This is a genomic window from Paenibacillus sp. PSB04, from assembly GCF_025809195.1.
GTDB classification, from domain to species: Bacteria; Bacillota; Bacilli; order Paenibacillales; family Paenibacillaceae; genus Paenibacillus_AQ; species Paenibacillus_AQ favisporus.
Genome location: NZ_CP081301.1, coordinates 2,448,319 through 2,470,169 on the forward strand (window position 1 = coordinate 2,448,319; position 21,851 = coordinate 2,470,169).

Below are 21,851 nucleotides of genomic sequence, written 5' to 3' on the forward strand. Positions count from 1 at the left end.
GTTTAAGCTTGTGTGCATTATTTAAATTATCTTGCATCAGTCGAATCGAGAATTCAAAAATGTTAGAATTTTTTCTTTAGTAGCATGCGATTATTATGGAAAATCAGGCGGTAATACGAATGTCATAAACTCGTTGGATAGAGCGAGTGCGACATTCATAGAATTGGAGTTAAACGAAATTAATGATAAGAAATATAAAACGAGGTGTATTTATTGTGATTGAAACACAAATTGATATGAAATTATGGAATTCAATAAAGAAGAATTATGAATCGAGAAGTTTCTCTGAATCTATAATTGATGCAATATATTTCTTAAGCAATCTTATTCGAGATAAGACTGGTCTAGAAAGTGATGGAGCGGCACTTATTGGACAAGCTTTTGGAGGTACACAACCTTTAATTAAAGTAAATGCTTTACAAACAGAATCTGAAGTTAATGTACAGAAAGGACTAGAACAAATATTAAGGGGAATTTATCAGGCTATTAGAAATCCAAGAAGTCATGATAGATTCGAAGATTCACAGAAAGAAGCAGATGCAATCATTACTTTTATAGACTATCTATGCACAGTAATTGATCAATCGAAGACACAATATTCAGAAGTTGAATTTTTAAATAGAGTATTTGATAACAACTTCGTTCCTAATAATAGGTATGCGGAATTATTAGTGGAGGAAATACCCAAAAGAAAACGACTTAACTTTGCCATTGAGGTCTACAAGAAAAAAGAGACTGGTGATGGTAAAAAATTAGGCTTCTTTGTACAAGCCATTATAAATCAATTCAATGGAGATGAACTAACACAGTTTTTTACAGTTGTATCAGACGAATTATCTAAAGTTACAGAGGATAAAGTTATACGATCTAACTTGCAAATCATACCCTTTGATTTATGGCATAGGATCAGTGAAATTTCTAGGATTCGTATTGAGAACATACTTATGGAATCAATTAAAGAAGGAAAATACAACATAGAGAATAATAAGTGTATGGGTGGTGCACTTGGAAGTTGGGTAGCTTGGGGGAAACTTAAACATTTTACATTTATTAAAGATACTATTGGTATTCTCATAAAAAAACTTGAGTCCACAGAGAAAACTGAAGTTGATTATGTCTTAAGGTTTTTTTGGGATGATATTTTAGAAAATATAGAACATCCTAATTATTATTTCAATCGTATAATAAAGCAACGACTTAAAGATGGGGATAAAAGAGTCTATGAGAAATTAGAAAATGAGTTTATATTTGGAGATCAAGAAAATGAGATTTATAAAACTTTTAAAGAAGAATTTGACAACTTCCAAGAGAAAGAAGAAACACAAGAACTATTTATTGATGATGATGACTTACCATTTTAAATTTGTAGGCATCTTAAGAGGTCATTAACCTCGTCTAACAATGTGTTCACGTATCGGGGGACAAGCCCCCCTCGGTCCCGGAAGAGTAGTTGAAGAGGCGATGGCCGGGACACATCCGCATCACCCAACCACATCGCGGCCGCTCACTATGTTCGCTTAAGGTGGTGGGACGTCGTGAACACGGAAACGTTATCAGAAATTCGGTTAAACATAAACTATTGAAAGATGTGACAGTAGCCATGGATCTTATTAGAAGAATTGGAAAAATTCCAAGATGGAATAGATATGAACCACAGATTCAACATTACAGTAACTTTAAAACTAATATTACAGCTGCCGCGATAAAAATAGCAGATGTCGATAGAACTTTTTGTACTGGAAGAGCCAGTTTTGTTTATTTTGAGTGTGATGAATTTGGACAATTAGTAAATAGTGATGATGAAATAAGTACATTGTACTTCAAATCAATATTAATGTATAACGCCCTTTCCTGTTACAACATATGTATAGATTTATCGTGGCAGGTAATTTGGCTTTATTTAAGTGACTTTGGCTTAGACTTAATTTATAACAAAAAGCTTTTCGATAGATATCTGAACGGTTGTAATCTTACTACGCTAAATTATCAATTAACTCTCGCGAAAGAAAATAAAATAAAAGACTACGTTAATGGATTTTTTAATAGTGATTTAACACAGAAAGTAAGAGAAAAGTATAATTACTACAAACACAGAGGATCATTTTATGTTCCTGGCTTAGGAGAAAATTTTAGCAATCTACCATTTAGTTTTGAGAATTATGATCTAAAACAATTTACACGTGATGAATTTGATCTTAATGAATGGATTGAGATTTTAATTAAATTTCATTGGCATTTTTCTAAATATTTTGAAGAGATCATAAGCTTTGTGATACCTGAATACTATCTCAATCAAGAAATGGACTTCTTTTCTGACACAATAGGCTATGGTTTATTGGTTGAAGAATATTTTAAATCTGATAACAACAAGTGAATTTTAGTTAACTCGGGATGAACCGAACATCTGATAACATTGTATTCACACTGCTGAGCCTTAAGGCTCCTTGGTCCTCCTGTGGATTTTCGGAGGAGTTGATTCAAGTGGACAACCCTGCGAACCTAACCGCGTCGTGGCCGTCCTGTTGGGGCTTAAAGGTTCTCGGGGAGGCGTTAGCAGAAATTCTCGAATACTAAGGGAGAAACTAATGGATCACATTAAAGATAAGATTATAGATAAGATTATAGATCTAATTATTAATATCGTTGGAGTTATGATAGGTGGCTTGCTTGCTTATATCTTGGCTAAATGGCAAATGAAAAAACAAAATGAAAATAAAGAAGATGAAGAAAAGAGGATTCTAAAACTAAAACTTCAAAGATGCTTTATAGAGTTTGAATACAATCAAAAGATGATTGAACAATTATGGAATACGATGAGAGATACTGGAGTCTACCCGAAGGATGAACAATGGGAGTATTACCTATCAATTAATAACTCACTCTCTTTTTTGCATTATGAAGACTTAGTAAGAACTGGTTTAAATAATAAATTACCTGAGGATATAGACAATAAGATATTCGATATATACAGCAAAACAATTGATATTTATAATTTAACAACTCAAAGCTATAGAGAAACAAAATCCCTAAAATCTATTCCAAATCCTAATAAGAATATCGAAAAACCAGCGCTTGATTTGGTGAACTATATTAGTAGAAGTAATGAAATTAGGATTATGAATATGAAGGCAATTAAAGATTATATCGGAACCCATTCTTAGCTATTTCAAGAAGTCGAGAACTTCTGCTAACATTAATTTCACGCTGAGGGACGGCTTGCGCCGTTCCTCGGTCTGATAGGGGCAATTCGGGGAAGTAGAATCAGGAGGACAACTCTGCGAACCTACCCGCAGTCGCGGAAGGCATCTGAAGCTGCCTTAAGGTTCTCGGGTTCTGAATACCCAAACGTTATCCGAAAGTCTTGGAGATATTTTATGAAACCATATTTTAGTGAATTGCAGTATGCATATTCATGTACAAGAGAATTAGAAGACATCTTACTCTCATGTGGCGTACCATATTTTCCATCTTTAGTAGAGGAAGCGTCTGTTGGGTTCGATGTTCGAGTTGATACAATAGTTGCTCCAGTATTTTTACAGTATAAAGTTGCTGACTATTTACAAAGAAGGAATTCCAAATATTGGGATTTGTTCAATGTTAATCATTATCGATTTCCAATATATCCAGCCGATAAATCTCCGCAACACAATCTATTAAAAAGCCTATCAGTTAGTCAGCCATTTGTTTTTTACTGTTCTTCATGTTTCTTTGAATACTCGGATTATCGGTTATTACATGAGGATCGGAGAATAATGTCACAAAGTACATTTATAAATTTAAGAGAATTACCTTATAATTCAGGTTCTTACTGGCATCATATTGTATACAATCCAACTCGAACGACTGCTTTTTGGTGTTCAAACCCCGTGGAGATTAACTTATATAAAAACTGGGAGCAAGTCTTATATTATATAAGGAATCAAAGTGATGATTTGATTAAACATCGGATTCAAGATGCACCAAATAGAGAACACAACAATGATCGATATCAAGATCAGTTGAGTCTAGAGCCTGAGTTAGGAAAGTATTCTCTTGATTCATACATAATTAGGATCCATCAGCTACTTATTAATGCGCTTGAGGAACAAAAAATTATCTATAAACCAAAGGTATCAAATAATAACACACGTGAAGTACTACAAGAAATATCTGGTTTGTTAGAGAGTTATTTCTCTACTACTCTAATATTCTTGAAAGTGAATCATTAAGACCATCGGATAACAATTCGCATCGGGGACAAGAGATTCCCGAAGAAGAGCCATACATCTGATATCAATATATACGCGGCTATCAATTCATGACCTAATAGTTGATCTTTACACAAGGAGCTGACTGGAATTCCAATCAGCCTTTTTGCTATGTAAGATGTTCACTTATGATTAAAAATCGCTTTAAGCACATTCTTTGCCATAGCGATCTGCTGAGGATTTTGTTGTTCGAGCATATTCATTATTTCTTGAAGATCAGCTTGCGACTCTTCGTTACTCTCTACACTGGTATAGGTGAAGAGTTGAGATATATCTACCTCTAACGCTTCTGCAATCTTTGCAAGATTTAACAGAGCCACGTTTTTTTCTCCTCGCTCAATTTGTCCGATATATGAGAAATGAAACCCTCCTTTTTCTCCGAGAGCTTCTTGCGTTAATCCCTTTTCTTTTCTCAAATCACGTAGACGAGCACCTAACCGAAGAAGGATCTCTTTATCCGTCATCATTCCACACCTCTCTACTAAAAAGTGTAGATAAAATTACAACACCTATACACCAGTGTTTGAATATTGAAAATAATACTTATAGATATTAATTTGGTGTATAATGGTAAATATAAGTATCTCCACGATCCACGAAATCATAACATCCGAGGCAATGTTTTCAATTTTAGTCGTTCAATAACCGAGTTGGGAGCTGAAATATGTGGATAAGCATTCAACCTCAATGGATAATGGCACGGATACGATGAATAAGACGTCAAGCTTACAGAGAAACGTGGCTGTTCAGGCGAGAATTATTAATAAATTACTTGATCGCTCACAGATTTATATGGATTCGGCATTTCGTTTGATACACCAATCCTCAGCTCATATTTGCATTGTGTTAGGTTATCGAGCATTGGAGTCCATGTTGATGGCGCTGTATATAAAAGAAAACAATTTGACTTCTCTTCCTCATTCACTATCCCTTGAGGACTTAGCTCGGCTTACAGACGATAAGACTGGCCCTGATTTGGATACTGTGATGTTTATTCAGTCTATTCATTTTCTGGCAAGCTTCAAAGATACTGCTCTCCTTCAACAAATCCAAATTACTCATCTTAAGAGAGTGCTAAGTAGAGTGGACGATGTATTAAATCACTTATCACGAAGAATCTCAACCTATAGCTCGGAAGAGGACCGGTCCATATTTTCCAAATAAGATGTTCCATAAACTCTCAAGTGCAATTCTTAATGTTATAATTGTTAAGAGAAATTTTGGGGGGAGGTTAAAAAATAAAAATACAAAAGGTTAAGATACCAGTTTTTACTCTGGATATGACCATCTATACTCAAATGCAAAACTACAGTTCAGGTGATTCCAAAGAGTTCTTTAATATCGTTGATGAAAAGAAATTTTGGAAGCAACTTGAAGAAAGATCTTAAGTCGGTGAGGCGCCTTCAATACAAGAACGGTAGGCAAAAAAATATGGATAATTATTTTAAGGAGTAAATATAAACTATGGATTTAGTAGTTTTAAAAATTAATGAAAGCAGGAAATATAGTATATTCCAATTCATGAGAATGACAGAAGAAGAACGTGATAATCTGAGGGGACAGATTAAGTGTGGAAAATGCGGTGCTGATGCGCTCTATCGTAAGGAAGGTAGAAACGGAAGGCAAGCGTGTTTTTCCGCAAAACACATTGGGAATTGTGATAATGGATCATCAAAAAAGAATGATAGTAAAGAAGGAGATAAAGAAACAAATAAAATCGAGTTAGATACGAGTACATTTAATGTTAGATGGAACTACAAAAGTACAAAGGGTAAAGGTGAAAACCTATCTGAAGACGGGGAAGAAAGAGAAGTAACTAAAAATAAGAAGAAGTATACGAAAAAGCCAGCAATATCTGTACAAGCATCAATTTCACTATCACAGATATTGAATTATGCAGAAGCTAACATTATTGATGAACAAGAGATATTAATTAATATCAATAATGAAGAGATTGAACTATCTAAATTAGTATTTGAGTTTAATAAGTTAGATGATTCCCATATAAATAAAAGTTCTTTTTACTGGGGAGAAATGAAAAGTTTAAATAATAACTTTATAAACATTAAAAATTCTAAAAAAGTATCTATCTTAATAGATGAAACTGTTCTTGACAAGTTTAATAATCGTCATAGAAACAAATTCTTTGATGTAGTTAAAAGCAATAGTGTGATAGTGTTTGGGAAAGTAATTAAAACGAAAAATGCGAACTACTTTGTGATACTGAATGATACTAATCAAATATATTTCAAAAAAAAGTAGAATTAATACATATACATTTTCCTGAACATTCCTATGGATTTCACTGTCCTCGCGGGGCAGGGCAATACCTGCGGGAACGTCATTTAACATAATTAAGGAGGTTTATCTGATACCTCACTTCTGAGAGTTCACTTATTCACCCTGTAAGGTTTATTTGTTATCGAGACCAAGATCTATACTTGGGAGATTAAAGGTACGAGTGAGGATAAATCATGCAATTCTTTCATGCGAAAATTACGGCCATATCCAAGCGATTGCAGCCAAGGAATTTATATTGTACTCGTTATTGACAGCCTGAAAAATTCTCTATTCGAAAGGAATGACTACAATAAATAATAAAGGAATTTCGCTGGTTCAAAACTACACATACATGTTCAAACAGGATCAGCTCAGTACGCTCGAGGAAATTTACAAGAATGTCGAGGGGAATTTTCACATTTATATGGTTGGCAGACGACCTCTTATCATTTTTGACACATCCTCCTACGATATTACAGAGGGAGTGTTCAAAGGAAACATCCGTATTGCTTATAATGATTCCTTTAAGAATGTCAGAATACAAATTCCTATGGAAGACAAGATTTTTAAAGTGAGCTTCGAGATGGGTGGTCAATACATTATAATTGAAACTCCTAATGGTCCAGTTTATAAGGCTCACGCCGCTTTAGTGTTACAAAAATTTTTAGCTCAGTCTAACTTGGACTTATCTGTCATGGATCTTGAAGTGCTATACATTGGGCGCGCTTTTGGTAATAAGGAGACACCTACCCGCAATGTTTTCGACCGGCTGAAACATCATGAAACCGTACAGAAAATTTATAGCGAAGAAAGCTGGAACAGCGATATCTGGCTGACGGCTTGGAGATTTACTCCCAATTCAATTGCATTCTTTGATCCCAACGACAACACTGATGACCTAAGTAGTTACATTGAAGATTTAGTTGAATCCAAAAAGAATAACACCCGATTTTTACAAATATCTGATAAGCAAAACATTGCTGTTGCTGAGGCGGCTTTAATCAACTACTTTAAGCCCCCGTATAACGATAAATTTAAAAATAATTTCCCGTTACAGACGCATGAATATAAAGAATGTTATGAATTAAATCTCGATTATATAATCGTGGAATTAGATACAACTGGTTTGGGTTTTAGACTTTGGAGTCAAACGGTTGAGGTTAATAAAGAACATATAATTAAATATACATTCGATTCGAAACAAGATTTTAAGAAACTGTTTTATTTTAATATGCCGACATTATAATCGCATTGCCAGATTCGGCTCCCGGTCATTTTTTGAAATAATTATTAATTTATCAGATCATAAGAAATTTGCTAAATTTTCTTTATGGTATCGGACTTATATTTTGCTTGGTTGGAGTTAATATAAGAGAGTTGGAAATATAAGAGAGCTGAATCTGAGTTAGAACGATAGAGGGAAAATTAGCAAAAGTAAATATTTTATATGCTAAAAGGTAGCTAAAATGAATATGAATAAAAAAGAACTGCTCCAGGAAGTTAAAGCTTATCGGGAGAGGAAAAAATCCCTGATTAATTACTTATCAATAAGGACCGAAAATGAATTGATTTCTCGGCGTAGCACATATCAGTTTACAATATCGTCAACTATGAGAAATGTCGGGTCCGACATACGGAAGGGGCGGGCATCTACCTTTTTGAGGCTGAATTTTCAAATATTTATAAAAGTTGGGAATTATCATATGCTGGTTCTGAAAAAGATAAAATGATTAGTTGGTTCAGTCTATTGAAACAATTATGGGGATCTGTAGAATTCTCGCCATTGTTATACTTGAATAGAGCGAAGGAGCATTACTCGTATATTAATGAATTTAATCGATATAAAAATGGATTTATTCCATTGTACTTAGGAAAAAGTAAGAATGTGTTCGAGCGGATCCAGACTCATTATGATGGCTTTTATGACGGCACCTACGGACTTCGTTTGAAAGAAAGGATTGGTTTTAGAGATTTGACGCTCCAAGTATCGAGTTCTGCATTATGGGAATTAGGTGCAGATGATCTCTATCCTCTGGTTAGTGAGGTTGAGAAAGAGCTACGGAGGAAAATGAACCCAATTTCCGGAAAACAATGAAATATTATGTTGTTCCATCCATAATGAGGGCACTTTCTATGTAAGAAGGTATAAATCATGAATGTTAAAGATATTATTGAAAGTGTGAAATTGAATGGTTTCTTTGAATTTGATTACTATAATGACTTATTATATTTAGCTAAGCAACTAGGAACACCTGTACCTTCAAGGAGAAACGAAAGCGTTGTCTCATTAATAAAGGTACTAAATAAAGAAGAGGCTAAGGTAAATTCTCTTTCTGCTATTTATGGGAAGGGCGCTTTCCCATATCATACAGAAGCTGCTTACAGAAAAGTCCCCCCCAGGTATGTTATTTTGCGAATGCAAAGAGGAAATGACTCAAGACCAACTTTATTAAAAGAGTTGTACTCTAATTTAAATGATGACTCTTTAAATATTTTGAAAAATGAAATCTGGATTTATTCTGACAACAAAGAGACATTCCTTTCAACGGTTATTTCTAAAGCACAAAACAACGAAATAATAACTCGATTTGATAAAGATTGTATGACTTTTCCTCTTAAGAGAGACCCTAAAGCAATGGATCTGGTTTATAATGCATTGCAATATTCACCTACAGTTAAAATAAGTTGGAGCAGCGGAAAGACAATCGTTTTTGATAATTGGAGAATGCTTCATGCAAGAGGGGAAAATTTTAATAATATTGATTGTGAAGACAGAATTTTAGAAAGAATTCTCATATTGGGGGACTGAGAACATTGATTTGGAATCATGAGGATTTATGGAAGAAGACACAACTTTATTACTCTAGGGCTTTTGAAAATGAACGTGAAAGTGAAGCATTCCCTTTTTGGGCATCTCTTGGATTAGAGTTATTAGGTCGATCTACTCTAGCATTTATTCATCCTAGTTTACTTGCGGATCCACAATCCGGAGATAATATTCTTTACGCTTGCGGATTTTCGACAACAAAGGCTCCAAAATCAGTACCAGTTAAAACGGTATTTAACAGGTGTTCAGTTATTGTTCCTGAATTTACTGAAGATGAGTTTAAGCATGTTACAATGATGATGGAAAAAAGAAATGAAGAACTTCATTCGGGAGAGTTATCCTTTTTTAATTTTCCTTTGAATTCTTGGTTCCCGGAATTTATTCGAATTACAAATATGTTAGTTACTTTTCAAGGAAAAAGTCTAGATGAGTTACTTGGAGAAGAAGAGGCAGACACTGCTAGTCAAGTTATTCAAGCTATTAACGATAAGAAACAAAAAGAAGTATTCAATATTATTAAAAAAGCAAAAGAACAATTTGAACTTCTTAGTTTAGGGGAACAAGAAAAAAACATTGAAGTGGGAATTAAGTGGGCAGAAAGGCATGTGTACTCTTCTGTAAAGCTAACTGATTGTCCAAGTTGTGGATCACGAGCAGTTATTAAAGGGGATGTTGTACGTTATTTACAACCAAAAGCAAGCGACGAATACATCATTGAAAAATCAATTATCTTGCCTACATCATTACAGTGTCAATCATGCAAGTTACATATTGATGGACATTCACTTTTACATGCTGCCGGGTTTGGTGACCAGTTTACTATAGAAGAAGAGCATGAACCAAAAGATTATTATGATATTCATTTTGACCCTATGGATTACTATGAACCAGATTATGGAAATGACTAACTTTATGTATGATTATAACCAAGGTTAAAGGACATAACTTTACCAATTACCATTGAACGTCTTACGGAACAATTTCAACTCGAAGAATGATAGATTCGAAAACATAAAGGGAAGTATGAATGATGAACATCATCAGCCAACTCGATGAACTGTTCCAACAGTGGAAGATGCACGAAACGTGTGCAGAGGGGATTTTTATCCCAGACGGTCATATGGACGGAAAGCGTGGTCCGGTTCTCGACTCAAACTGATGGTATTACTGAAAGAAGTAAACTCTTCTGATGCTGGATGGAATCTGCAGCAGTTTGTTAGAGAGGAGGGCTATCTCAAGGAAAGCAGTACTTGGCCGACGCTCATTCGGTGTATGTATGGGATTCAGCATGGGTATCCTGAATTACTCGATGTTGAAAAATAGGTATACGAATATCAAGGAAGAGGCGAATCAGTTCTTACGACAGGTTTATTTTGCCAACGTGAAGAAGATTGCGGGTGGTTCGCAGGCGGTACATACGGATATTGAACGTCATATCCAGTCGACCGGGCCGCTCCTCCTTCAACAAATCGGGATCCTGGATTCACATATGGTCTTATGCTGTGGAGATGTAATTTTCCATGGCGTCCAAAAGGTTTGATCCGAAGCGGGCAGCTGGAGGACTGGTGGAAACGGGACAAACCGGATCTGACATGGGAGCAATACGCGCTGGAGCCGGACATGACATTCCGCTCGCGGGATCGGAAACACAGACGGGGCGGCGAAAGTCATCGTATCCCTCGCATCCGAAGCAGCGTCGTATGTAACCGGAACATCGATTAATATCGACGGCGTTTCGGGCTCTTCTTTGTAAAGAGATATACATACGTATAATATGAACATGAGAAGGACAAAGGGGGATTTCAGTTATGCATTACAGTGGAATAGGAGCCACTAACGAGCATGCAAGATTGATCATGGAGAGCTATCAAAGATTGACCGGACAATCGCTTCTGAGTGAGCCGGCCTCAGACAGCCACCCGTTCGAACAATTATTTAACGCACCCTGTGTGGTGCTTTCCCACGGAACAGAGACCGACCCGGTCCTGAACTTCGGCAATCGGGCGGCGCTGGAGCTATGGGCAATGGATTGGGACAAGTTCACAAGCACGCCGTCAAGACTTACCGCGGAACCGATGGAACGGGAGGCGCGGTCGGTTTTTCTAAGAACGGTAGGTGAACAAGGCTATATCGATAACTACACGGGAATCCGCGTATCCAGCACAGGCCGGAGGTTTCATATCTTGGAGGCAACCGTATGGAATTTGACGGACGAAACCGGAAAGATTCACGGGCAGGCCGCTGCATTCCGAGAGTATCGTTACGTTTAAGGATACGGTTTGATCCAAGGATACGAACAGACATGGTTTTTAACTAGCGCCCATCTCGAAATCATGGTTGGGAGAAACGGATAATTATACGTAAAGACTTCGCATGATTTTGGGAGAAGCCAAGCAAAAGGCTGATCTTGAGGCTAAGATGCAGAAGTAGCTTGAGGTATATTTCTCCATATGCTAAGATAACAATAAATAAGGAGCAGCGGCCAACTGCTCCCCAATACAGCATTTGTGGTGGGATTACCTCCTCAGGTGTAACTGAACAAGAAGTAACCCGTCAGGCCGTCAACCTGTGGCGGGTTACTTTTTTTTCTGTCGATATACGTCAACAAAGCAACGATGAACGCTGCAAACACGATCATATCGGAAAAAGAGAGGTTCATACACATCACCTCCCTCTGGAGGCTTGTGTGTACCCACCACAAATTGTGCTGTACAATCCAGACTATACCATAAAGGACTCATTGCGAGAGTCCTTTTTCTATGTGCGAATAGTCTTCATTCCCACACCAAGGAGATGTCGCGCACGGAGGCCATTCAGTGGCTTGAGGCGCGGGAGTTGGAGTTGATTTTGACCGTGGATTTGTTCAACGAGGGCGTGGATATCCCGACTGTTGATACGCTGCTTTTCGTGCGGACGACGGAATCCCTGACGGCCCGGGATGATTTTTTCTTTTCTATTAAGAAGTTATCCAATAAATGAAGTTCAGAAGATTTTTTGAACGGCTAACAATACGAACAATCTACTATTCCTCTAACTCTTAATCATACCCCTCCACCAGAACCGAACTTTAACGTGACAGGTTAATCTGATCTTTCGAGGTAAGAGGGCTATAAAATAGCAGTACGCTGTAAGTGTTGGAACGACGTCGTTCCAAAGGATTGGGATATTCATAGGATTTACCAGGAGTTCAGTGATGCGAATAATAGAGGAGGGGAAGAAAAGAAAAAATAAGGAAAGCTTAGTGAGAAAATCCTACAAGTTCTAGTAATGCCGCTTCTTCATTCATTGAGGAAGCGGCATTTATTCAGTGTGTGCCATGTCCAAATAAAGCTTGATGTCAACGTTGAAAGTAAAGTAACTTCAATATACTGGCTGCATAAACTGCTTATCCACATACTTATAAGAGTCGAATAGCCCTTGTGATCCATATGGTGCCATGAGTTCCTTACCATCTAGTACTATATAAGCCTGCCCAGTAATTGAAAGCTCTTGGTTTATAGGATTAATCTTCCTTAAGTCTCCAACGGTAGTAAAGGAATACACCCAAATGCATTCATCAATCAGAGAGTTACCGGCAGCAACAATTAACTCATTAATACCATCTTGGTCAAAGTCATGGAGAGCAGCCTGCATTTTGTAACCCTCCTGCAAATCACCGTAATCTTCGAATGCCTCAGAGTTATCAGCACCAGACATATCAAGAGACCAACCTACCGAAGATGAAGGGAAGTAAACAATGGCTTTAGTTCCATTGGGGTGATCCCGACCAATTACTAATTCCGCTTTCGTTTTACCAAATTTCATTGGCAAAGATACATCGGGCGCACCGGGAGTCCATTCTACTTGAGATAAATTTTTTCCTTCAGGAGATCGGATTAATGAGTCAGTGGCGGAAATATCCATGGAAGTATTCTCTGTTTGTGATTCACTATCCGACGTTTCAATCTCTTGCTGATCGTTTCGTGACGCAGCCATATCGGTCTCTTTGTCAGGCGAATTGGCCGCATCATCGTTACTTACCTTCACTCCTTCTTGTTTATCTGTAGTATGTAGTGGTTGGGATGTATTTGATTGGTCTGGTGAGATATTACAAGATGACGATAATAGTACGGTGCTAATCAATGCAATTAATAATGCCACCTTTTTCATTCTTTAGATTTTTCCTCTCTGGTAATATAATAGGTATAATTGCCCAAAAGTTTATTGAGTCAGCAACTCCTATTATATGTAAAAAATCGTACTTAGTGTAGTGTTACATGAAAAATATTCTATCTAATTTTATCTATTATTAAAAACGAAAGGAGCATTCTCATGCCCATCGAACTAGGAGTTTGGAAAATTAACGGAGCGGTTGAAAGAGTTCATTTTTCCAGTATAGAGACCGAGCGTAAACTTGAGGATGTCATTACTCATGATATTAGCATTATTGATCCGTCCTTAATGCTAATAGGGAGACAGATCCTCACAGGGTTTGGCAAATTCATTGATATCCTAGCCATGAACTCCGAAGGAAATCTGGTCGTGATCGAGCTCAAGCGTAACAAAACCCCACGGGAAGTTGTGGCCCAAACGTTGGATTATGCTTCGTGGGTTCAACAGTTAACTTACACGAAAATCATCGAAATCTATAGCGAGAAAAATCCAGGTAGGCAGTTGGAGCAGGATTTTGTGGATCATTTTGAGACTGACTTTCCGGAAGCCTTAAACGAATCTCATCAATTGATTATCGTTTCTGCTGAGCTGGATCCGGCAACGGAAAGAATCATCGACTACCTCACAAGCTTTGGCGTGCCGGTAAATGCACTCTTTTTTCATTATTTTAAAGACGGGGATAACGAATATCTGGCCAGAAATTGGCTCATTGATCCCCACAAAGTGGAGGCTAAGTCTTCCAGCGTGACCACTCGGAAAACGGGAAAAGCCCCATGGAACGGCAAAGATTATTATGTTTCCTTAGGAGATGGCATTCACCGGAATTGGGAAGATTGTAGAAGATATGGCTTTATATCGGCAGGGCAAGGGAAGTGGTACAGCAATACGTTGAACCTCCTGAAGCCAGGCGCCAGAGTTTTTGTGTGTATTCCTAAAGTGGGATACGTGGGCGTCGGTATCGTTACAGATGAAGTCGTGCCGATCAAGGATTTTCAGGTCGAGATCGATGGCGAGAACGTGCCGCTGCTGGAAACGGACTTACATGTCAAAATGGATAAGGACGTCGATGATCCAGATCTGTGCGAGTACGTTGTACGCGTGGAATGGATCAAGACGGTTACTAAGCAGGAGGCCGTCTGGGAGAAGGGTATGTTTGCGAACCAGAATTCTGCATGTAAGTTGAGAAACCAGTTTACGATTGAACGTCTAGCGGAACATTTTCAACTTGAAGAAGAATGATAGATTTGAAAACATAGAGGGAAGTATGAATGATGGACATCAACAGCCAGCTCGACGAACTATTTCAACAGTGGAAGATGCACGAAGCGTGTGTAGAGGGGTTTTTTATCCCAGACGGTCATGTGGACGAGGAAGCGTGGTCCGGTTTTCGACCCAAACTGATGGTATTACTGAAAGAGGTAAACTCTTCTGATGCTGGGTGGAATTTGCAGCAGTTTGTTAGAGAGAAGGGTTATCTCAAGGAAAGTAGCACTTGGCCGACGCTTATTCGGTGGACGTATGGGATTCTGCATGGGTATCCTGAATTCCTCGAAGTTGAAAATCGTTATGCGAATATCAAGGAAGAGGCGGATCAGTTTTTACGACAGGTTTATTTTGCCAACGTGAAGAAGATCGCTGGTGGTTCGCAGGCGGTACATACGGATATTGAACATCATATCCAGTCGACCGGGCTGCTCCTCCTTCAACAAATCCGGATCCTGAATCCGCATATGGTCTTATGCTGTGGAGATGTGATTTTTCATGGCGTCCAAAAGGTATTAAGAAATACAGGATCTTGGACATACGAACGGAAGCAAACTTCCGGCGGACTGGAATACATTTGGTGGGAAGAAGCGCAGACCTTTCTGATTCGCTATCATCACCCTAACGCCTATTTTCCAAGAGCCATGTCTTACACCTATCTGATGAAGGAAATTCAGAAGATTCTCTGAACTGAAAAAGGCGTTGGAGAGAGGGACTGCCCCTACTAAAAGCCCTAGCATAAGCCGCGGAGTTGATTACTGGATCACGTATTGAGGAGGGGACGAACCATGAGAGAAGCTAACCGATAACGGACTGTTTGACAGTTCACGCATGATGCTGCTACAACATAAGCAATTCTGGTTCATCATAAAGATCTCTATCATCTCGCAAAGCCGGTCATTGATGAGCAGGAGTGGCAGCTGATCGGACAGGTACTTCAGGATTCATTCAACAACCATACCAAAGTAAACCTAAGTGTATTTGATTCGTATAGTACATGGTAGTTTCCGGATTTGTGACTATCATTAATACGTTCCGAAAAGAAATTAACTTATCTATTGACCATTACCATTGGGAATGGGTTAATTTCGGCGATATCATCGCACCCAGTACATAAAATAGGACTTCCGGATTTACCGAAGGTCCTTTTTTTTCCTCGATTAGATTTGCTCAATGTTGCGAACATTTCCTAGCGATTTTGAAACCGGTTAGTAGTACATGTTCTCGGCTGACGTGCAGCTGATCTTTATATTTATTGTTTGGCGGTTTTCACTTCACAGGAGGAAGTATGGTACTTTGAGAAGTTCCCTTTTTGTAATCTTTAAGATATCTGACATCGTTAAAAATAGAAAATATTTTACCCTCTGAATTCAAGATTAGCAATCCATAAGACATGCTGTTAACTATTTTATTTACTTGTTCTTCTGTTAATTTTTTTGTTACTTCGTAGTTATACTTAACTTGATAATTTAAGGTCCCAGAACCTGCATTATCTATTTCAGGGGTTTTAATAACGTCAGAGTTATCTTTGTCAATGATATCGGATATTTCATCAGGGTAATCAATTATGAATGAATATCTAGCATTATTCTTTTTTAATTCGTTATATAAACTCTCATCAAATTCATAATTCATGATAAATGTTATTTTTTGCTCTTTATAAGAGACATCAAAATTCGTTACTAAGAAATTGGGTGGCACAAACATACTTTCGTAAGTCGGTCGTTCTGGCTTAACATTCTCATTTTTTGAAGTGGTCTCTTGATTATTCTCTTGACTATTCTCTTGGCTATTTTTTGTGTCCTTAGATGGTTGTTGTACATTCTCTTTATTTTGACAACCGACGGCAGATATTAGCAAACAAAAACATAGCAAGAATACTTGTAATGACTTCATCATTCGCCTCCTAGAATAAACAAAATAAGTCTAGCTTGATATATCATCGAGCTAGACTTATTTTAATTAACTTTCTACAAGAAAACAATTACACAGGTTTCTTGTCGCTATAAGGTCTAACTGTATAATTTACTGTCATGGGTTCCTTATATATTAGACTACCACTGATATAGTAATCCCTGGTTCCTGTTACTTTGTCCAGTTCCATTCCAGCGACGCACTCATATTTTCCATATGGTATGCTCCAAGTAACGGTAACTGTTTCCGAATAACTATTTCCAAATGAAGTATCTGCCTTATAGGTAGCTTTGGCCATAAGTCCATTAAACTCTGCTGATCCCCCCAAGGTTGTTGAGTTAGAATGACTATGGGTTACTGAACGAGATACCGAATCGGTCGTATTTTGAACACTATTAGTTGCAATGTAACTAAATTCTTGATTTTTGCTTAATGTTTCAGAAGATTTTGAATAGAGATATCCATCAAACATAGGTTTGAAAATAATATCAGAGCCTTCTTCTGTATTACTCTCAGCTGATACAGAAGGTGAATCCAACAAAGGTGTATTAACAGAATCAGAGCCTGCGTCTGTAATACTCTCAGCTGATACAGAAGCTACCGAATACAAGGGAGCTACTGAGAACGCTAATCCCAAAGCTAAAACAAGTTGAGCGAAATGCTTTGTTTTTAATTTCAAAATAATTCCCCCTTTTTACTTTTCTTGTTAATGTTAACACAATATATTTTATATGTATATATATACCTAGTAAATAATTGGTATAAATTGCTCGTGTGTTACAGGAGAATTGCGTCCACAAAGCGGGCTTTCACATCAGTAAAAAATGTTGGCATACGTCTGCGTTTTTTTCTCTCCCCGCAGCGACAACGACTGAACTGTAGAACAATTGTTGTTGTATATTTCCCCTCTTTGGGGGACACATTCGGATATTCTTATGCTACTTACTTCTGCAAATGCTTCCCTTCATATAAATCAGGACCGGTTAGGGATCTCCACTTATATATTTAATAACAATTAATAAGATGGAAAGTTATGCGCTTTCAAAAAAATATGTAAAAATTTAAATAAGAGCAACTAGGAAGAAGTTATAGAAAGAAGATTTGTTTCTACTAATAGAAGTACTTTGAAAGATTTCTAAAAGAAGTTGATGACATCACATAACATAACGCGGTAAAGATGATCGAATCAAACGAGATTCATTTATAACCAAGGATCAATGACAACAGATGTACCTAAATACAAATGGCGGCTAGAGGACCCTATTTTTCAGGGTCCTTTTTTAAACACTACTCCATCAAAGCTTCCCACACTGACGATGCATTTTCACGCACCCCAGCCGATCCTTTCACCCCCCCCTCAAACATTGCGCAACCAATCAAAAAATGCGCCTTACTTGTAATCCAATTTTTACACTTCCCTGAAACCCCATTACATCCTGGCAAACCCCACCTCAACACCCATTGCCTTACCATCCACCCATCTTCCCTCACCCCCGAAAATATTGCGCACCCCATCAAAAAATGTTGCTTGCCTGAAATCCGGGGCTCGGCATATCATGAGTCCATGCGGAAGCGGGCCTGCTAGTTCCGTCGAGATCATCAGGGAAGGGGAAGATCATGAGAGCCATTCGTCAGCCGAATCAGCGAAAATCTTTTCGAGTGCGTGACAATCTGCAGCTGTACTTAATAATGCTTCCCGTTCTGGTTCACATTTTTATTTTCAGCTACATTCCGATGTACGGGATTCTGATCGCTTTTCAGAATTACTACCCGGGCAAGCCGTTTTTATCCCTGCACGGAACGGATTGGGTCGGCTTTCAGCATTTCATCGACTTTTTTAACGGCCCGTATTTCGGGCGATTGATGCGGAACACGTTTTTGCTCAGCTTTTATTTTCTGGTGTTTGGCTTCTGGGTGCCGATCCTGTTTGCCCTGCTGCTCAATGAACTCAAAAGCGGCGTATTTAAAAAATACGTGCAGACGGCAAGCTATCTGCCCCATTTTATTTCGAATGTGGTCGTGGCGGGGATGGTGTTGTCTTTTATCAATACGGACGGCATCGTGAACGCCATCGTCAAGCTGTTCGGCGGCACGCCGGTGGCGCTGAATACGGAGCCGGGGTATTTTCCGGCGATTTATACGATTACGAGCATCTGGAAGTCGTTTGGGTGGAGCAGCATTTTATATTTGGCCGCCATGTCCTCCGTGGACCCGCATCAGTACGAAGCCGCGAAGATGGACGGGGCCAACCGCTTCAAGCAAATGCTCCATATTACGCTGCCGGCCATCCGGCCGACGATTTTTATTCTGCTGATTTTTGCGATCGGCAATCTGCTGTCGGCTAACAGCGAATTTATTTTGCTCATCTACAACCCGATGGTGTACGAGACGGCTGACGTCATCGGCACGTACTTGTACCGCGACGGTCTGCTGGGCGGCAATTTCAGCGCAGGAACGGCCGTGGGATTGTTTATCTCGATTATCAATTTCACGCTGCTGTACACAGCCAATACGCTCAGCCGTAAATATTCCGATTACGCCTTATGGTAAGGGGGAGTCCCATGGCCGCCTTGGTCAAAAGAAATCCGAACACCATCAAGCAAGGCTCGGTTGTCGTCGACGTCGTGTTGTACGCGCTGGCGCTCGCCCTTTGCTTAATCACGCTGTATCCTTTTTATTTCGTGATCATTATGTCCATCAGCAATCCGACGGAAGTCGCGGCCATGAATGTGTTCTGGTACCCGAAAGGATTTTTCCTCGATTCGTACAAGCTGATCGTCAGCGATACGAAAATGTGGTGGGCTTATTCCAATACGCTGATCTATGTGAGTGCGGGGACAATTTTAAACTGTCTGACGGCCGTGCTCGGCGCCTATCCGCTCACCGTTCGTAATCTCATGGGCAGGAAATGGGTCGTGTCGTACCTGCTGATCCCGATGTATTTTGGAGGCGGTCTCATTCCGTCCTACCTGCTGGTGAACAAGCTCGGACTGTACGACACGATGTTTGCGGTCATCATTCCGGGGATGGTCAGCATTTGGAATATCATCCTGGTGCGAACGTTCTTTGCCAACATTCCGGACGGGCTGAAGGAGTCGGCTTTTATCGACGGCGCATCCCATCTGCAGCTGTTGTTCCGAGTCATTATCCCGATATCCAAGCCGATCCTGGCGGTCATCGCCATTTATTCGGTGGTCGGCATCTGGAACAGCTGGTTCGACGCGCTCGTGTATTTGCCGAATGAGAAGCTGCATCCGCTGCAAATGTACCTGTACCGGGTCGTGGTCCAGCAGTCGGTTGATTTAAAGATGCTGTCGATGGAGGATGCAAAAAATGCAGTCGCCAACATGCTCTCAAACATCCAGCTGAAATATGCCATCATCGTCTTTACGACGTTACCCGTCATTTTTACATATCCGTTCTTTCAGAAGTATTTCATCAAGGGAGCGCTGCTGGGTTCATTAAAGGAATAGGCTATGCCATCCGAAGGGGGAAGAGTTGTATGAAAAAAAGGAAAAAACCGTTCATGTCCGCCATCGTCGCCGTTGTTCTCATCACTTCTGTAACCGCTTGCAGCGGCGGAGACAGCAAACCGGAGAAAGCTGACAGCAACGCCCCGGCCGGGCAGCAGTCCGCCAAGCTGCGGCTTCTCGGGCCGACCGGTTCGAACAAGTTCATCAAATTCGAGGACAGGGAGAAGTACCCGGTCTGGAAGGAAGTCGACAAGCTGCTGACCGATGCGAACCTGCAGCTCGATTACGAACTCGTTCCGAACGAGCAGTACAATGTCGTCATCAAAACGCGGATGGCGTCCGGCTCCAATCTTCCGGATATCGTCAACATTTCGGCGCTGGACAATACGACGGTGCTCAATCTGGCGAAGCAGGGCGTGCTGCTGGACCTGAATCCGCTGATCGAGAAGTACAGCAACGGCAACATCAAGAAGATGTATGAGCAGGAGTTCCCGTATGCGAAAAAGACGACGACAACGTCGGACGGGAAAATGTACTGGTTCAGCGATCTGCACAAAAAAACGTATCAAGGCACCGATCCGGCTCCGGTCTCCTTAACGATGCTGCTCCGCAAGGACTGGCTCGATAAGCTGAGCCTTCCGGTTCCGACAAGTGCGGAGGAATACTTGCAAACGCTGAAGACGATGCGCGACAAGGACGCCAACGGCAACGGGCAAAAGGATGAGGTGCTCGTCTACGATCCGGGTGCCTTCTCGGGACCGATCGCGCAGTGGTTCGGGCTGGGGACCAGCATTTCTTCCGTGGATGTGGAGAACAAGAAGGTCGTATCCCCGTGGTACCAGGACGGCATCAAGGATTACTTCCGCTACCTGCAGCAGCTGGTGAAGGAAGGGGTGCTCGATACCAGCCTGATCGGGGCGACAGGAGAGCAGAAGCAGCAGAAGATGACGGAAAACCAGGTTGCTTCCACAGGAGATTACAATCTGGAGACGTATCTGGAGCCGACGATCAAGGGGGGCGGGGAATACCTTCCTCTCATGCCGCTTCAAGCGGTAGACGGCATTGCCCCAGCAGCCCAAATTGAGCCGCCGTTTCTGGTGTGGCAGAAATACGCGATTACGAAAGACAGCAAAAACGTAGAAGCGGCGATCAAGTATTTTGACACGATCTATTCGGATAAGTATGCGGAGCTTCTGTATTGGGGCATCGAAGGACAAACCTATAAAAAGGATGAGAGCGGCGCGAATGTATTCATCAATAACGCCTCGGACGAAGAACTGGCCAAAACGGGCCAGGTTCCCGGACTCCGCCTGTTCGGCGATACGGTGTTCCCGCGGGTTCAGTTCGCCAACCTCGAATTTGAGCTGTCCGGCGTACCGAAATACAAAGCCGACAACGAGCTCAATATTCTGAAATACAAGCCGTATTTCGTCAATATGAACGACAACTATTTGGCGATTCCCGACGATCAGCAGCTGGAAGCGAAAACGAAGATTTTGACCAACCTGAACACGTACTCCACGGAGCTTGCGACCAAGCTGGCTTTAGGGCAAAAATCGCTCGACAACTGGGATCAATATATGGCCGATCTGAAAAAGCTGGGGCTGGACCAGCTGCTGGAGATCGACCAGCAATTGCTCGACAGATACAACAGCATCCAGTAACGTTGACTGTAACCGTATGACTTTGGAAAAT

21 protein-coding genes and 1 pseudogene are annotated in these 21,851 nt (G+C 40.0%); 17 read left to right on the forward strand and 5 right to left on the reverse strand.

What is annotated here, in order from left to right:
* The first annotated feature begins 215 nt into the window (after positions 1–215).
* The 4 genes from K2F33_RS11475 (at position 216) to K2F33_RS11490 (ending at position 4,208) form a co-directional block, all read left to right on the forward strand.
* Entirely contained in the window at positions 216–1,361 is a 1,146-nt protein-coding gene (locus K2F33_RS11475; RefSeq protein ID WP_212970952.1) for a TIGR02391 family protein, read from the forward strand.
* A gap of 239 nt (positions 1,362–1,600) precedes the next feature.
* On the forward strand, positions 1,601–2,374 hold the full coding sequence (locus K2F33_RS11480) for a hypothetical protein (protein WP_212970953.1): 774 nt from the start codon (positions 1,601–1,603) through the stop codon (positions 2,372–2,374).
* Positions 2,375–2,585: 211 nt separating this feature from the next.
* On the forward strand, positions 2,586–3,161 hold the full coding sequence (locus K2F33_RS11485; RefSeq protein ID WP_212970954.1) for a hypothetical protein: 576 nt from the start codon (positions 2,586–2,588) through the stop codon (positions 3,159–3,161).
* A 213-nt stretch (positions 3,162–3,374) separates the two neighbouring features.
* Entirely contained in the window at positions 3,375–4,208 is an 834-nt protein-coding gene (locus tag K2F33_RS11490) for a hypothetical protein (protein ID WP_263881722.1), read from the forward strand.
* Between the two features lie 161 nt (positions 4,209–4,369).
* Here K2F33_RS11490 and K2F33_RS11495 read toward each other — a convergent pair whose 3' ends face one another.
* Positions 4,370–4,711, reverse strand: a complete 342-nt coding sequence (locus tag K2F33_RS11495) for a helix-turn-helix domain-containing protein (protein WP_212971195.1) — start codon at positions 4,709–4,711, stop codon at positions 4,370–4,372.
* A 202-nt stretch (positions 4,712–4,913) separates the two neighbouring features.
* On the opposite strand from K2F33_RS11495, the gene K2F33_RS11500 reads away from it, so the two are divergent.
* The 6 genes from K2F33_RS11500 to K2F33_RS11525 all read left to right on the forward strand — a co-directional run bounded on the left by K2F33_RS11500 (position 4,914) and on the right by K2F33_RS11525 (position 11,624).
* Complete coding sequence (locus K2F33_RS11500) at positions 4,914–5,411, forward strand: hypothetical protein (protein ID WP_263881723.1); 498 nt, start codon at positions 4,914–4,916, stop codon at positions 5,409–5,411.
* Between the two features lie 300 nt (positions 5,412–5,711).
* Positions 5,712–6,509 carry a hypothetical protein gene (locus K2F33_RS11505; protein ID WP_212970957.1) on the forward strand — a complete coding sequence of 266 codons (798 nt, stop codon included), beginning with the start codon at positions 5,712–5,714 and terminating at the stop codon, positions 6,507–6,509.
* Positions 6,510–6,951: 442 nt separating this feature from the next.
* A complete protein-coding gene (locus K2F33_RS11510) occupies positions 6,952–7,773 on the forward strand; it encodes a hypothetical protein (RefSeq protein WP_263881724.1) in 822 nt (273 codons plus the stop codon).
* Positions 7,774–8,679: 906 nt separating this feature from the next.
* A complete protein-coding gene (locus K2F33_RS11515) occupies positions 8,680–9,336 on the forward strand; it encodes a TauD/TfdA dioxygenase family protein (RefSeq protein WP_263881725.1) in 657 nt (218 codons plus the stop codon).
* A 5-nt stretch (positions 9,337–9,341) separates the two neighbouring features.
* Entirely contained in the window at positions 9,342–10,262 is a 921-nt protein-coding gene (locus tag K2F33_RS11520; protein WP_212970961.1) for a hypothetical protein, read from the forward strand.
* A 900-nt stretch (positions 10,263–11,162) separates the two neighbouring features.
* The gene (locus K2F33_RS11525; protein WP_263881727.1) at positions 11,163–11,624 is read left to right on the forward strand and encodes an MEKHLA domain-containing protein; all 462 of its coding nucleotides are present in this window, start codon (positions 11,163–11,165) and stop codon (positions 11,622–11,624) included.
* 254 nt (positions 11,625–11,878) lie between these two features.
* Here the strand turns inward: K2F33_RS11525 and K2F33_RS11530 are convergent, their stop codons facing one another.
* Positions 11,879–12,013, reverse strand: coding sequence for a putative holin-like toxin (locus K2F33_RS11530; RefSeq protein ID WP_244867736.1), 135 nt, complete (start codon positions 12,011–12,013; stop codon positions 11,879–11,881).
* A 110-nt stretch (positions 12,014–12,123) separates the two neighbouring features.
* On the opposite strand from K2F33_RS11530, the pseudogene K2F33_RS33700 reads away from it, so the two are divergent.
* Positions 12,124–12,285 (forward strand): annotated as a pseudogene (locus K2F33_RS33700) (helicase-related protein); the annotation flags it as partial.
* Between the two features lie 429 nt (positions 12,286–12,714).
* Here the strand turns inward: K2F33_RS33700 and K2F33_RS11535 are convergent.
* Entirely contained in the window at positions 12,715–13,503 is a 789-nt protein-coding gene (locus tag K2F33_RS11535) for a hypothetical protein (protein WP_212970964.1), read from the reverse strand.
* A 162-nt stretch (positions 13,504–13,665) separates the two neighbouring features.
* On the opposite strand from K2F33_RS11535, the gene K2F33_RS11540 reads away from it, so the two are divergent.
* From K2F33_RS11540 to K2F33_RS33705, 3 genes are all read left to right on the forward strand, one after another.
* Complete coding sequence (locus tag K2F33_RS11540; RefSeq protein WP_212970965.1) at positions 13,666–14,745, forward strand: endonuclease NucS domain-containing protein; 1,080 nt, start codon at positions 13,666–13,668, stop codon at positions 14,743–14,745.
* A 29-nt stretch (positions 14,746–14,774) separates the two neighbouring features.
* Complete coding sequence (locus K2F33_RS11545) at positions 14,775–15,458, forward strand: hypothetical protein (protein ID WP_263881728.1); 684 nt, start codon at positions 14,775–14,777, stop codon at positions 15,456–15,458.
* 168 nt (positions 15,459–15,626) lie between these two features.
* Complete coding sequence (locus tag K2F33_RS33705) at positions 15,627–15,773, forward strand: YolD-like family protein (protein ID WP_373319056.1); 147 nt, start codon at positions 15,627–15,629, stop codon at positions 15,771–15,773.
* Between the two features lie 265 nt (positions 15,774–16,038).
* Here the strand turns inward: K2F33_RS33705 and K2F33_RS11550 are convergent, their stop codons facing one another.
* Both K2F33_RS11550 and K2F33_RS11555 read right to left on the reverse strand, forming a co-directional pair.
* Positions 16,039–16,668: a hypothetical protein gene (locus K2F33_RS11550; protein ID WP_212970967.1), complete on the reverse strand. Its 630-nt coding sequence runs from the start codon at positions 16,666–16,668 to the stop codon at positions 16,039–16,041.
* Between the two features lie 85 nt (positions 16,669–16,753).
* Entirely contained in the window at positions 16,754–17,362 is a 609-nt protein-coding gene (locus K2F33_RS11555) for a hypothetical protein (RefSeq protein WP_212970968.1), read from the reverse strand.
* Positions 17,363–18,300: 938 nt separating this feature from the next.
* Between K2F33_RS11555 and K2F33_RS11560 the strand changes: the two genes are divergently transcribed.
* From K2F33_RS11560 to K2F33_RS11570, 3 genes are read left to right on the forward strand one after another with little or no spacing between them, the layout of a single operon-like run.
* Positions 18,301–19,233 carry an ABC transporter permease gene (locus K2F33_RS11560; protein ID WP_076176627.1) on the forward strand — a complete coding sequence of 311 codons (933 nt, stop codon included), beginning with the start codon at positions 18,301–18,303 and terminating at the stop codon, positions 19,231–19,233.
* A gap of 11 nt (positions 19,234–19,244) precedes the next feature.
* A complete protein-coding gene (locus K2F33_RS11565) occupies positions 19,245–20,156 on the forward strand; it encodes a carbohydrate ABC transporter permease (protein ID WP_076176628.1) in 912 nt (303 codons plus the stop codon).
* A 29-nt stretch (positions 20,157–20,185) separates the two neighbouring features.
* The gene (locus tag K2F33_RS11570; RefSeq protein ID WP_263881730.1) at positions 20,186–21,820 is read left to right on the forward strand and encodes an extracellular solute-binding protein; all 1,635 of its coding nucleotides are present in this window, start codon (positions 20,186–20,188) and stop codon (positions 21,818–21,820) included.
* Positions 21,821–21,851: the final 31 nt, after the last annotated feature.